This window comes from Cellulosimicrobium sp. E-16 (genome assembly GCF_049913115.1).
Classification (GTDB): Bacteria; Actinomycetota; Actinomycetes; order Actinomycetales; family Cellulomonadaceae; genus Cellulosimicrobium.
In genome coordinates this window covers 3,113,920-3,125,964 of the sequence record NZ_CP183974.1, presented here as the reverse complement: position 1 = coordinate 3,125,964, position 12,045 = coordinate 3,113,920, and the positions used below count along the sequence as shown (strand labels likewise).

At 73.4% G+C, this 12,045-nt stretch carries 11 protein-coding genes; 6 read left to right on the top strand and 5 right to left on the bottom strand.

Going from position 1 to position 12,045, the window contains the following annotated elements:
* The first annotated feature begins 87 nt into the window (after positions 1-87).
* A complete protein-coding gene (locus tag ACN9MS_RS13895) occupies positions 88-1,221 on the top strand; it encodes a branched-chain amino acid aminotransferase (protein ID WP_426309114.1) in 1,134 nt (377 codons plus the stop codon).
* A 105-nt stretch (positions 1,222-1,326) separates the two neighbouring features.
* On the opposite strand, the gene ACN9MS_RS13890 is transcribed toward ACN9MS_RS13895, so the two are convergent.
* Positions 1,327-1,920, bottom strand: coding sequence for a hypothetical protein (locus ACN9MS_RS13890; RefSeq protein ID WP_426309113.1), 594 nt, complete (start codon positions 1,918-1,920; stop codon positions 1,327-1,329).
* A gap of 337 nt (positions 1,921-2,257) precedes the next feature.
* Between ACN9MS_RS13890 and cimA the strand changes: the two genes are divergently transcribed.
* Positions 2,258-3,916, top strand: a complete 1,659-nt coding sequence (cimA, locus tag ACN9MS_RS13885) for a citramalate synthase (protein ID WP_426309112.1) — start codon at positions 2,258-2,260, stop codon at positions 3,914-3,916.
* A 56-nt stretch (positions 3,917-3,972) separates the two neighbouring features.
* Positions 3,973-5,022 (top strand): lipoate--protein ligase family protein, encoded by a 1,050-nt coding sequence (locus ACN9MS_RS13880; protein WP_426309111.1) that lies wholly within the window; start codon positions 3,973-3,975, stop codon positions 5,020-5,022.
* Positions 5,023-5,095: 73 nt separating this feature from the next.
* On the opposite strand, the gene ACN9MS_RS13875 is transcribed toward ACN9MS_RS13880, so the two are convergent.
* Complete coding sequence (locus tag ACN9MS_RS13875; protein ID WP_426309110.1) at positions 5,096-5,842, bottom strand: YggS family pyridoxal phosphate-dependent enzyme; 747 nt, start codon at positions 5,840-5,842, stop codon at positions 5,096-5,098.
* Between the two features lie 109 nt (positions 5,843-5,951).
* On the opposite strand from ACN9MS_RS13875, the gene ACN9MS_RS13870 reads away from it, so the two are divergent.
* Positions 5,952-6,350, top strand: a complete 399-nt coding sequence (locus ACN9MS_RS13870) for a YccF domain-containing protein (protein WP_047232538.1) — start codon at positions 5,952-5,954, stop codon at positions 6,348-6,350.
* Between the two features lie 101 nt (positions 6,351-6,451).
* On the opposite strand, the gene ybaK is transcribed toward ACN9MS_RS13870, so the two are convergent.
* Both ybaK and ACN9MS_RS13860 read right to left on the bottom strand, forming a co-directional pair.
* Positions 6,452-6,955 carry a Cys-tRNA(Pro) deacylase gene (gene ybaK / locus ACN9MS_RS13865; protein ID WP_426309109.1) on the bottom strand — a complete coding sequence of 168 codons (504 nt, stop codon included), beginning with the start codon at positions 6,953-6,955 and terminating at the stop codon, positions 6,452-6,454.
* Between the two features lie 25 nt (positions 6,956-6,980).
* Complete coding sequence (locus ACN9MS_RS13860) at positions 6,981-7,706, bottom strand: VIT1/CCC1 transporter family protein (protein WP_426309108.1); 726 nt, start codon at positions 7,704-7,706, stop codon at positions 6,981-6,983.
* A gap of 105 nt (positions 7,707-7,811) precedes the next feature.
* Between ACN9MS_RS13860 and ACN9MS_RS13855 the strand changes: the two genes are divergently transcribed.
* Positions 7,812-8,738: a GNAT family N-acetyltransferase gene (locus ACN9MS_RS13855; RefSeq protein WP_426309107.1), complete on the top strand. Its 927-nt coding sequence runs from the start codon at positions 7,812-7,814 to the stop codon at positions 8,736-8,738.
* Positions 8,739-8,807: 69 nt separating this feature from the next.
* The gene (locus ACN9MS_RS13850) at positions 8,808-9,233 is read left to right on the top strand and encodes a carboxymuconolactone decarboxylase family protein (RefSeq protein WP_426309106.1); all 426 of its coding nucleotides are present in this window, start codon (positions 8,808-8,810) and stop codon (positions 9,231-9,233) included.
* A gap of 44 nt (positions 9,234-9,277) precedes the next feature.
* Here ACN9MS_RS13850 and ACN9MS_RS13845 read toward each other — a convergent pair whose 3' ends face one another.
* Positions 9,278-12,010: a DEAD/DEAH box helicase gene (locus ACN9MS_RS13845; protein ID WP_426309105.1), complete on the bottom strand. Its 2,733-nt coding sequence runs from the start codon at positions 12,008-12,010 to the stop codon at positions 9,278-9,280.
* Positions 12,011-12,045 lie beyond the last annotated feature (35 nt).

The following is a 12,045-nucleotide window of genomic DNA, read 5'->3' as shown; positions in this document are numbered from 1 at the left end:
GTGCTCGCGCGCGGATCGCCGCACGAGCCGTACGGTCGTGGAAAACTAGGCGGAGACCACCCGGGTCGCCAGGTGAAAGGCCTCATGATGAGCACCCTCGCAGCGCAGCACCAGCCGTCCTCCTCGGAGGAGGACCTCATCGCCCTGTTCGACGTCCGCCCCACGGACGCCCCGACGCCGCCCGCCGAGCGTGAGGCCGCGATCGCGGCCCCGAAGTTCGGCACGGTCTTCACGGACCACATGGCGCGGATCAGCTGGAACTCGACCGACGGGTGGGTCGACCGCCGCATCGAGAAGTACGGCCCCCTCCTGCTGGACCCGGCGACCGCCGTCCTGCACTACGCGCAGGAGATCTTCGAGGGCATGAAGGCGTACCGCCACGCCGACGGGTCGGTGTGGACGTTCCGCCCCGAGGCGAACGCCGCCCGCTTCGCACGCTCGGCGCACCGGCTCGCGCTGCCCGCGCTCTCGGTCGACGACTTCGTCGGCTCGATCACGGCCCTCGTGCGCACCGACGTGGACTGGGTCCCGTCGGGCGAGGAGGCGAGCCTGTACCTGCGGCCGTTCATGTACGCGTCGGAGGCGTTCCTCGGCGTGCGCCCGTCGCTCGAGGCCGAGTACCTGGTGATCGCCTCGCCGGTCGGGCCCTACTTCTCGGGCGGCGTGAAGCCCGTGTCGATCTGGGTCGACCGCGAGTACAGCCGCGCCGGCGCCGGTGGCACGGGAGACGCGAAGTGCGGCGGCAACTACGCCTCCAGCCTGCTCCCGCAGGTGGTCGCGCAGCAGCACGGGTGCGAGCAGGTGTGCTTCCTCGACTCCGGGACGCGCACGTTCCTCGAGGAGCTCGGCGGCATGAACGTGTTCGTCGTCAAGGCCGACGGCTCGGTCGAGACGCCCGAGCTCAGCGGTTCGATCCTCGAGGGCGTCACGCGCTCGTCGATCATCCGCCTCCTGACCGACCGCGGGCACGAGGTGGTCGAGCGCCGCATCCCGCTCACCGACGTCCTCGCCGGGATCCGGGACGGCTCCGTGACCGAGGTGTTCGCGTGCGGCACGGCCGCCGTCATCACACCGATCGGGCGCCTCGCGGGCTCTGACTTCGACCACACCATCGGCGGTGGCGAGGCCGGGACCCTGACGATGGCGATCCGGACCGAGCTCACCGACATCCAGACCGGGCGCGCGGCCGACCGCCACGGCTGGCTGCGCCGCCTCGCCTGAGGCGCGTCCTCCGCATCCTGCACGACGACGGGGCGCCTCTCCCGCGGGAGGGGCGCCCCGTCGTCGTGCGCACCGGTCGGCGCGCAGGGCGCGCCGGGCGCTGAGTCAGATGGCGGTCGCCGGCCGCACGACGATCGTCCGCCCGGCGACGCCCGCGAGCAGCGACCAGACGGCGATGCCGATCAGCAGGTTGATGAGGCCGGACAGGGCCGCTGCCGTGACGTCGCTCGACCAGGCGAACGGGAGCACGGCGATCACCACGATGACCAGCGCCATGATCCAGCCGAAGAACGCGCGCGGGCGCGGCGTGCTGAGGATGAGCAGGTGCAGGACGCCCGCCGCGAGGACGGCGAGGATCGCGCCGTCGATCGCCCACGCCGCCTGGCGCGACGACGTGCCGAACAGGTCCGGCGGCGGGACGAGCGTGATCGCGAAGATGCGCTCGAAGATGATCACGCCGAGCAGCCCGATGAGCGCGGCGACGAGCGCCGTCGCCGCGGCGCCCGCCCAGAATCGGCCCGTCTCGACCGCGAGGCGCGGGTCCGCGGGGTTGACCGGAGGCCGCGGTTCGGGGAACCCGGCCTGCGGGTCCGTCGGGGGGATCGCGGGGGGCTGGGCGTGCTGCGGTACGGGTGGCTGCCCGTACCGGCGCGTCGGGGGGTTCTGCGGGTCGTAGCCGCCCGGCGTCGGGTCGCTCATCGTCACTCCTCGGTCGGTCGCCGCCGCGCCCGGGGGCGGTGGGCGGCTCAGTGGATGGACGCTCGTGTCCATCCTCGCGGAACCTGTGGCACCATGTGCCCTGTGACACACCTCGTCTCCCAGCTCATTATCGAGTAGCGCGCCCGGTAGCACTCACCGGACGCGCAGACCTCCCGCACCCTCGGGGGGTTTTTTTGTTGCCGGGCACCACCCCCGCCCGGCGGCACGGATGCCGGGCCTCCCGCCTCACGAGGGCCCCGCCCGGCGTCCTGGGAGACGGACCAGAGGGACGGACGCAGCGGCGTCCGCGACACGACGAACGGCAGGAAGAGGCACCATGACCTCGGCGACGACCCCCGTGACCGGCCCCCGCGAGCCCCGGGTCTTCCACGTCTACGACACGACCCTGCGCGACGGCGCGCAGCAGGAGGGCATGAACCTCTCCGTCGCCGACAAGCTCGCCATCGCCCCGCTGCTCGACGAGCTCGGCGTCGGGTTCATCGAGGGTGGCTGGCCGGGCGCGGTCCCCAAGGACACGGAGTTCTTCCGCCGCGCCGCCAAGGAGCTCGACCTGCGTCACGCCGTGCTCGCCGCGTTCGGCTCGACGCGCAAGGCGGGCCTGCGCGCGTGGGACGACCCGCAGGTGCGGGCGCTCGTCGACTCCGAGGCGCCGGTCGTGACGCTCGTCGCCAAGTCCGACGTCCGGCACGTCGAGCGCGCGCTGCGCACGACACCCGCCGAGGGCCTCGCGATGATCACCGACACCGTGTCGTTCCTCGTGGGCGAGGGACGCCGGGTCGTCGTCGACGCCGAGCACTTCTTCGACGGCTACCGGTACGATGCCGCCTTCACGCGGTCCGCGGTGCAGGCCGCGTTCGAGGCGGGGGCCGAGGTCGTCGCGCTGTGCGACACCAACGGCGGGATGCTGCCCACCTGGGTGGTCGAGGTCGTCGAGGAGCTGCGCGACGCCGTCGGGCTCCCGCACGGGCGCGACGCGCTGCCGGGCGACGCGCTGCTCGGCATGCACGCGCACAACGACTCGGGCTGCGCCGTCGCGAACACCCTCGCTGCCGTGGAGGCGGGCGCGGCCCACGTGCAGGGCACGGTCAACGGGTACGGGGAGCGCACGGGCAACGTCGACCTGCTGACGGTCGTCGCGAACCTCGAGCTCAAGCACGGTCTGCGCACGCTGACCGGCGAGGGCCTGGAGGAGGCCACGCGCATCTCGCACGCGATCAGCGAGATCACCAACATCTCCCCGTACGCGCGCCAGCCGTACGTCGGCGCGAGCGCGTTCGCGCACAAGGCCGGTCTGCACGCGAGCGCGATCAAGGTCGACCCGGACCTCTACCAGCACATCGACCCGACGGCGGTCGGCAACGACATCCGCATGCTCGTCTCCGACATGGCCGGCCGCGCCTCGATCGAGCTCAAGGGCCGCGAGCTCGGCTTCGACCTGTCGGGTCAGGGCGAGCTCCTCACGCGCGTGACCAACCGGGTCAAGGACGACGAGGCGAACGGCTACACGTACGAGGCGGCGGACGCGTCGTTCGAGCTCCTGCTGCGCGAGGAGATCACGGGCGAGCGCCCGCCGTACTTCCGGGTCGAGAGCTGGCGCACGATCGTCGAGCGGGCCGGGTCGCGCGGCACCGAGGCCACGGCCGAGGCGACCGTCAAGCTGCACGCCGGGGGCGAGCGCATCGTCACGACCGGCGAGGGCAACGGGCCCGTCAACGCGCTCGACCACGCCCTGCGGCTCGCGCTCGGCCGCGTCTACCCGGAGATCGACGTGTTCGAACTCATCGACTTCAAGGTCCGCATCCTCGACACCGAGCAGGGCACCGACGCGATCACGCGCGTCCTCATCGAGACGACCGACGGCTCGACGTCGTGGTCGACCGTCGGCGTCGGGCCGAACCTCATCGAGGCGGCCTGGGAGGCGCTGACCGACTCCGCGATCTACGGCCTGGTCCACGCGGGCGTCGAAACCCGCTGACGTCCCGCGCCCGTCCCGCGACCCGAGCCGCAGTCGCGCGGGCTTAGGGTGGACGGGTGCGTGGTGAGTACAAGGTTCCTGGTGGCAAGCTCGTGGCGGTCGACGTCGAGGTGGAGGCCGGGCGGCTCGCCCGCGTCGCGGTGAGCGGCGACTTCTTCCTCGAGCCGGACGACGCGCTCGAGGACATCGACGGCGCGCTGACGGGCATGCCCGAGACGGCGACGGTCGCGCAGCTCGCGAGCGCCGTGCAGGGCGCGCTCGGCGAGGACGTCACGATGATCGGCTTCTCGCCCGAGGCCGTGGCCATCGCCGTCCGGCGGGCGCTCGGGCACGCGACGGGCTGGGACGACCACACGTTCGAGATCGTGCACGAGGGCCCGGAGGAGCCGGCGATGCACCTCGCGCTCGACCAGGTGCTCACGGAGGAGCTCGACGCCGGTCACCGCGGCCCCACGCTGCGGATCTGGGAGTGGGCGTCGCCCGCGGTGATCATCGGGTCGTTCCAGTCGCTGCGCAACGAGGTCGACCCCGAGGGTGCGGAGCGCCACGGCGTGACGGTCGTGCGCCGCATCTCCGGCGGGGGCGCGATGTTCGTCGAGCCCGGGAACACCATCACCTACTCGCTCTACGTCCCCGGGTCGCTCGTCGAGGGGCTGAGCTTCGAGCGCTCGTACGCGTTCCTCGACGACTGGGTGCTCGGTGCGCTCGCCGAGGTCGGCGTCGAGGCGACGTACAAGCCGCTCAACGACATCGCGTCGCCCGCGGGCAAGATCGCGGGGGCGGCGCAGAAGCGGCTGCGCGGGGGAGCGGTGCTCCACCACGTGACGATGGCGTACGACATCGACGCCGACAAGATGCTCGAGGTGCTGCGGATCGGCCGCGAGAAGCTCTCGGACAAGGGCACGACGAGCGCGAACAAGCGCGTCGACCCGGTGCGCTCGCAGACGGGCATGGCGCGCGAGGACGTCATCGAGGCGTTCAAGGAGCACTTCCGGTCGCGCTACCGCACGGTCGAGGGCAAGGTCACGCCCGAGGAGCGCGAGCGCGCCCAGGAGCTCGCGCGGACGAAGTTCTCGACGCCGGAGTGGACCGCGCGCGTCCCGTGACGCCGTACCTCGCGACGTAGAACTCCCGGTCGCGAGGTAGAGCTCCCCGGGTTCTACGTCGCGACGGCGGGTTCTACCTCGGCGTGGGTCGCGGGCCGAAGACGGCGGTGCCGACGCGGACGATCGTCGCGCCTTCCGCGACGGCGAGCTCGAGGTCGCCGCTCATGCCCATGGAGAGCTCGCCAGCGGCCGCGGTCCCCGGTGCGCCCGAGACTGCGACGGCGTCGCGCACGGCGCGCAGGCGCGCGAAGCCCGCGCGCACCACCGTCTCGTCCGGTGAGTTCGCGCCGATCGTCATGAAGCCCCGCAGGCGCAGACCCTCGAGCCCGGCGACGGCGGTCGCGAGGGCGGCGGCGTCGTCGGGCCGGGCACCCGACTTGGACTCCTCGTCCGAGACGTTCACCTGGACGAGCACGTCGAGCACGCGGCCGTCGCGCGCGCAGCGCGCCGCGAGCGCCTCGGCGAGCGCGAGCGAGTCGACGCTCTCGACCCCCGTGGCCGTCGCGAGCACCTGGTTCACCTTGTTGCGCTGGAGGTGCCCGATCATGTGGACCTCGACACGCCCCGCCGCCACGAGGTCGGCGAGGTCGGGCGCCTTCGCGACGAGCTCCTGCACGCGGTTCTCGCCGACCAGGTCCGCGCCGGCCTCGACGACCGCGCGCACGGCGTCCGCGGGCTGCGTCTTGGTCGCGACGAGCAGGCGCACGTCCGACGGCGCGCGCCCCGCTGCGCGCGCGGCGTCGTCCACCCGGTTCCGCACCCGGGCGAGGTTCTGCGCGATCTGCGCGGGCAGCACGGACGACGGCTCGGGGAGGGGCATGCGGTCAGTCTAGGTCGGGCGGGCCGCCCGAGATCCGGGTCGTCTCAGGGTGGTCCCGGATCGGCACCGGCGGCCTGGTCGGCGAGAATGGTGGGGAAAGGACGGTGCCGTGAAGACACTGCTCAACATCATCTGGCTCGTGTTCGCCGGGCTGTGGCTCGCCCTGGGCTACGTCCTGGCGGGCATCATCTGCTGCATCCTCATCGTGACGATCCCGTTCGGCATCGCGTCGTTCCGCATCGCGGGCTACGCGCTGTGGCCGTTCGGCCGCACGGTCGTCGACAAGCCGACCGCGGGCGCGTGGTCGACGATCGGGAACGTCATCTGGGTGGTCGTGGCCGGTATCTGGCTCGCGATCGGGCACGTCGTCACCGCGATCCCGCTGTTCGTGTCGATCATCGGCATCCCGCTCGGGATCGCGAACCTCAAGATGATCCCGGTCTCGCTCCTGCCGCTCGGCAAGGACATCGTCCCGACCGACGCCCCGTACACCGCATACCAGCGCTGACGCACCGCCGAGGGGGACCGCGGGTCGCGCGAGACAGAACGCTGGTCTCGTGAGGGAGAACGCTGGCACGGACCAGCGTTCTCCCTCGGCGATCCTCGGTTCTATCTCGCGATCGGGGCCGTGGTGCCCGCCGTGAGGCGCAGGAGGTCTCCCGGCGCGAGGCCGACGTCGAGGCCGCGGCGGCCGCCCGAGACGTAGACGGTGTCGAACGCGAGCGCGGTGTCGTCGAGGAACGTGCGGTGGCGCTGCTTCTGGCCCAGGGGCGAGATGCCGCCGACGACGTAGCCCGTCGCGCGCTCGGCCGCGGCGGGCTCCGCCATGGTCGCCTTCTTGCCGCCCGCCGCCTTGGCGAGCGCCTTGAGGTCGAGCTGGCGGTCCACCGGGACGATCCCCACGACGAGCGTCCCGCCGTCGACCACGGCGAGCAGGGTCTTGAACACCTGCTCCGCCGGCACCCCGATCGCCGCCGCGGCCTCCAGGCCGTACGACAGGTCGCTCGACGGGTCGTGCTCGTAGGGGTGCAGCGTGTGGGCGACGCCCTCGCGCTCGAGGAGCGCGACCGCGGGCGTGCCGGCGTGCGCGGACGACTTCGACTTCTTGGCCACGGGCCGATTCTGCCGCAGCGCCGTGCTACACGTTGACGTCGAGCAGCGAGCCGATCGCGTAGGTCACGCCCATCGCCACCGCGCCACCGACGACGGTCCGGGCCGTCGCGCGCCGGGTCGGCGCGTTCCCGAGCCGGGCCGACCCCCACCCCGTGAGCATGAGCGCGAGCACGACCGCGACGAACGTGAGCGGGATGCGCACGCTCGCGGGGGTCAGGAGGATCGCCGCGAGCGGCAGCAGCCCGCCGACGGTGAACGACGCGATCGACGCCCCGGCGGCCTCCCAGGGGCTCGTGAGCTCGTCCGGGTCGAGGTGGAGCTCGGCGTCGGCGTGCGCGGCGAGCGGGTCACGTTCGGTGAGCTGGACGGCAACCTGGCGGGCGAGGTCCGGTGCCAGCCCCTTCGCCTCGTAGATCCCGGCGAGCTCGTCGAGCTCGGCGTCCGGCATCTCGGCGAGCTCACGGCGCTCGGTCGCGAGCAGCGCCTTCTCGGTGTCGCGCTGCGTGCTCACGGACACGTACTCGCCCGCCGCCATGGACAGCGCTCCCGCGAGGAGCGCCGCGCCGCCCGCCGTCGCGATGACGGGGATCGACGTGCTCGTCGCCGCGACGCCCACGACGACGCCCGCCGTCGAGACGATGCCGTCGTTCGCGCCCAGGACCCCGGCACGCAGCCGGTTGAGCCGTGACCCCGTGCTCTCCGGGTGGTGGGGTTCGCCGGGGTGCCGGCCGGTGCGCGGTGCGTCGCTCATGGCTTCACCGTAGGGGCCCACCGGCGCGGCGCGAGCGGGGGGCGCGCGACCAGGCACGCCGAAAAGAGCGGGCTCGGACCCGGGGCGGTGGTGTGTGATCGACGCATGATCGAGACGAGCACCCCGGGCGTCGACGGGTTGGGCGAGGTCGTGGACGTGCTGGGCGCGTGGCAGGACGACGCGGCGCCGCTCCAGCTGCACCCCGGCGACGTGGGCTGGTTCTGGCGGTACGGCGCTCCGGCGACCGCCGCCGCGCTGCGGACGTGGCGCCGCGACGGGCGGGTGCTCGCCGTCGGGCTGCTCGACGGCCCGGACCTGCTCCGGTTCGCGATCGCACCCGACCTCCTGCACGACGAGGAGCTCGCGCACCGGCTCGCCGACGACGCCACCCGGCCCGAGCGCGGCGTGCTGGGGGAGGGCGGGGCGTCGGTCGAGGCGCCGGTGGGAGCCCGCGTGGACGAGCACCTGGCCGCGGCGGGCTGGCGCGTCGACGAGCGGTGGGCGCTCCTGCGCCGTGACCTGGCCGCCCCCGTCGAGGAGCCGGGGGTCCGGGTGCGTGAGGTCGGGCCGCCGGAGGCCGGCGCGTGGGCCGAGACGCTCCGCTCGTCGTTCGGCGGGACGCGGGCCGCGCCGGAGCGCTGGCACGCGCTCGCCTCTGGGCTCCCGTACGCCGGCGCACGCTGCCTCGTCGTGCACGACGGCCCGCCCGTCGGCGGCCCGCTCGTCGGCGGCCCGTCCGACGGCGAGTCGGCGGACGTCGGCCTGGGGCCCGCCGTGGCGGTGATCGGCGTGTGGTCGGCCGGTCCGGGCCGACCCGGGCTGATCGAGCCCATGGGGGTGCACGCCGACCACCGCGGTCGCGGTCTCGGCCGGGCGGTCACCCTCGCCGGGCTGGCGGCGCTCCGTGAGCTGGGTGCCTCGAGCGCGCTCGTCGCGACGCCGGCGTCCAACGTCGGGGGCGTCGCCACGTACGTCTCCGCGGGCTTCACCCACCTGCCGGAGCGGTTCGACCGGCGGCGCGAGGCCGGCTGACCGCCCGCCCGCGACGCCGGGAGTGAGACCGTCGGCGCAGGTCACGCCCCGTCCCTTACGCTGCTCGGCGTGACGCAGGGGAACTTCACGGACGACCGACCGACCACACGTGCGGAGCGCTACGAGCACGGGAGAGGGGTGTTCGGCGCGGTCAACGCAACGGCGGGCGCCGTCCTCGCGGAGGCGCTCGCGGACGTGTCGCCCGAGCTCGAGCACCAGATCTCGGCCTGGGCGTACGGGGAGATCTACGCGCGCCCGCACCTGGAGCCGCGCGACCGGCAGCTCGTCACGCTCGGGATGCTGAGCGCCCTCGGCGGGTGCGAGCCCCAGCTCGAGATCCACGTCCGCACCGCGCTCGACGTCGGCCTCACACCGGCCGAGATCGTCGAGGCGCTCCTCCAGTCGGCCGTCTACTGCGGGTTCCCGCGGGCGCTCAACGCGACGGCCGTGGCGAAGCAGGTCTTCGCCGAGCGCGGGCTGCTTCCGGTCGACTGAGCGGCCGCGGCGCCCGGTGGTGACGCGCCCGTCGCGGCGCCGGCCTACAGCGGACCGACGGCCAGCACGGTGACGACCGGCTCGCCCGCCTCGTCGCTCGCCGCGAGGTCGACGCTCGCCGTGACCGCCCAGTCGTGGTCGCCCGCCGGGTCGTCGAGCACCTGCCGCACGAGCCACGTGCCCGCGGGGACGACCCCGCCCGGGGCGTGCTCCGCCGTCGGGCCCTCGTGGCCGGCCGGGACCTCCGCGCCGGCCTCGACGACCTGGAACAGCGCGGCGGCACGGGCCCCGGGGCCGATCCCGATCGCGTCGCCGCCCTGGTCCTCGAACAGCGGGTCGAGCGCGTCGCCCCACGCGTCCGCGTCCCAGCCCGCGCCGCCGTCGAGCGCGCCGAGCGCGCGGTAGTCCTCGCGGGACGCGAGCTCGACGCGACGGAACAGCGCGTTGCGCACGAGCCGCCGGAACGAGCGCGGGTTGCCCGTGACCGGCCGGGTCGGCGCCTCGGCGCCCGCGCCCGAGAGCGGGCCGTCACCGACCTCGGTGTCCGCGTCGTCGTCGACGGGGTGCGCCAGGCGCTCCCACTCGTCGAGCAGCGAGGAGTCGACGCCGCGCACGAGCTCCCCGAGCCACTCGACGATCTCCTGCACCTCCTCGGTGCGGTGCTCCTCCGGGACCACCTGCCGCAGCGCGCGGTAGGCGTCCGCGAGGTACCGCAGCACGACGCCCTCGGTCCGCTCGAGGCCGTAGACGGACACGAACTCGGCGAACGTCATGGCGCGCTCGACCATGTCGCGGACCACCGACTTGGGGGAGAGCTCGGCCTCCGCGACCCAGGGGTTGGACCGCTTGTACATCGCGAACGCGGGCGCGAGCAGCTCCTCGAGCGGCTTGGGCCAGGTGATCTCCTCGAGCAGCGCCATGCGCTCCTCGTACTCGTACCCCTCGGCCTTCATCGCGGCGACGGCCTCACCCTTGGCGGCGTTCTGCTGCGCGTAGAGCACCTGGCGCGGGTCGTCGAGCGTCGCCTCGATGACGGAGACGACGTCGAGCGCGTGGGTCGCGCCCTCGACGTCGAGCAGGTCCAGGGCGGCGAGCGCGAAGGGTGAGAGCGGCTGGTTGAGCGCGAACTCGCGCGGCAGGTCGCCGACGAGGCGCACGCTCGGGCGGTAGCCCTCCGGGCGCGACGGGTCCTCGACGCGCACGCGCTCGACGATCCCCGCCACGCGGAGCGAGCGGTAGATGCGCAGCGTCTGGCGCACGTGCTCGCGGCGCTGGGTGTCGTTGTCGTGGTTCGCGAGCAGCAGGTGCCGCATCGCCTCGACGGGGTCGCGGCGGGGGTCGGCGGGGTCGACGTGCCCACGTCCGTGCTGGGCCGTGCGCGCGAGCACGTTGAGCACCATCGCGTGGGTCACGGTGAAGTGGCTGGTCAGGGGCTCGGGCTCGGCGTCGCGCAGGCGCTCGAACGTCGCGTCGGTCCAGTTGACCGACCCCTGCGGCGCCTTCTTGCGGACGATCTTCTTGAGCTTCTTCGGGTCGTCGCCCGCCTTGGCGAGCATCTTGCGGTTCTCGATGACGTGGTCGGGCGCCATGACGAGCACCTCGCCCACGGTGTCGTACCCGGCACGGCCCGCGCGGCCGGCGATCTGGTGGAACTCGCGCGCCGTGAGGTGGCGCATGCGCTCGCCGTCGAACTTCACGAGGCTCGTGAGCAGGACCGTGCGGATGGGGACGTTGATGCCGACCCCGAGGGTGTCCGTGCCGCACACGACCTTGAGCAGGCCCGCCTGCGTGAGGCGCTCGACCACGCGACGGTACTTGGGGAGCATGCCCGCGTGGTGCACGCCGACGCCGTGGCGCAGGAACTTGCTGAGCGTCTTGCCGAACCCGGTGCCGAAGCGGAAGTCGCCGAGCTCTGCGGCGATCGCCTCCTTCTCGGACTTCGTCGCGACGTTCATCGACAGCAACGACTGCGCGCGCTCGACGGCGTCTTTCTGCGTGAAGTGCACGACGTACACGGGCGCGCGGCGGGTGCTGACGAGCTCCTCGATGACCTCGGTGAGCGGCTCGACGACGTAGCTGAAGTGCAGCGGGACCGGCCGCTGGGCGGTGGTCACCTCGGCGACGGGACGGCCCGTGCGCTCCTCGAGCTCCTCGACGAACCGGGTCGTGTCGCCGAGCGTCGCGGACATGAGCAGGAACTGGGTGTTCGGGAGCTCGAGCAGGGGCACCTGCCACGCCCAGCCGCGCTGCGGGTCGGCGTAGAAGTGGAACTCGTCCATGACGACCTGGGAGATCGCGTCCTCGCCGTCGGACCCGGCGTCCCCGCCGCCGCGGCGCAGCGCGATGTTCGCGAGGATCTCCGCCGTGCAGCAGATGATCGGGGCGTCGGGGTTCACGGCGGAGTCGCCCGTCGTCATGCCCACGTTCTTGGACCCGAACGCCGCGACGAGCGCGAAGAACTTCTCGCTGACGAGCGCCTTGAGCGGCGCCGTGTAGTACGTGCGGCCGCCGCGGCCCGACCGGTGCGCGGCGAGCGCCGCGAACTGCGCGCCCATCGCGACGAGCGACTTCCCCGAGCCCGTCGGCGTCGAGAGGATGACGTGCGAGCCCGTGACCAGCTCGATGAGCGCCTCGCTCTGGTGCGGGTAGAGCTCGAGGCCCTGTTCCGTCGCCCAGGTGGTGAACCCCTCGTAGAGCGCGTCCGGGTCGGGGGCCTTGCCCGTCGGTGCGGGCACGTGCGCGAGGAGAGCCGGGGTGCGGCCGGTCGTGGTGGTCACGGGACGAGTCTGTCAGGTGCGGAGCGCCGGGGTCG

Excerpts from the sequence above, each read along its gene's own strand:
- ACN9MS_RS13895 (WP_426309114.1), top strand. The coding sequence starts at position 88 with ATGAGCACCCTCGCAGCGCAGCACCAGCCGTCCTCCTCGGAGGAGGAC.
- ACN9MS_RS13890 (WP_426309113.1), bottom strand. The coding sequence starts at position 1,920 with ATGAGCGACCCGACGCCGGGCGGCTACGACCCGCAGAACCCCCCGACG.
- cimA (WP_426309112.1), top strand. The coding sequence starts at position 2,258 with ATGACCTCGGCGACGACCCCCGTGACCGGCCCCCGCGAGCCCCGGGTC.
- ACN9MS_RS13875 (WP_426309110.1), bottom strand. The coding sequence starts at position 5,842 with ATGCCCCTCCCCGAGCCGTCGTCCGTGCTGCCCGCGCAGATCGCGCAG.
- ACN9MS_RS13860 (WP_426309108.1), bottom strand. The coding sequence starts at position 7,706 with ATGAGCGACGCACCGCGCACCGGCCGGCACCCCGGCGAACCCCACCAC.
- ACN9MS_RS13855 (WP_426309107.1), top strand. The coding sequence starts at position 7,812 with ATGATCGAGACGAGCACCCCGGGCGTCGACGGGTTGGGCGAGGTCGTG.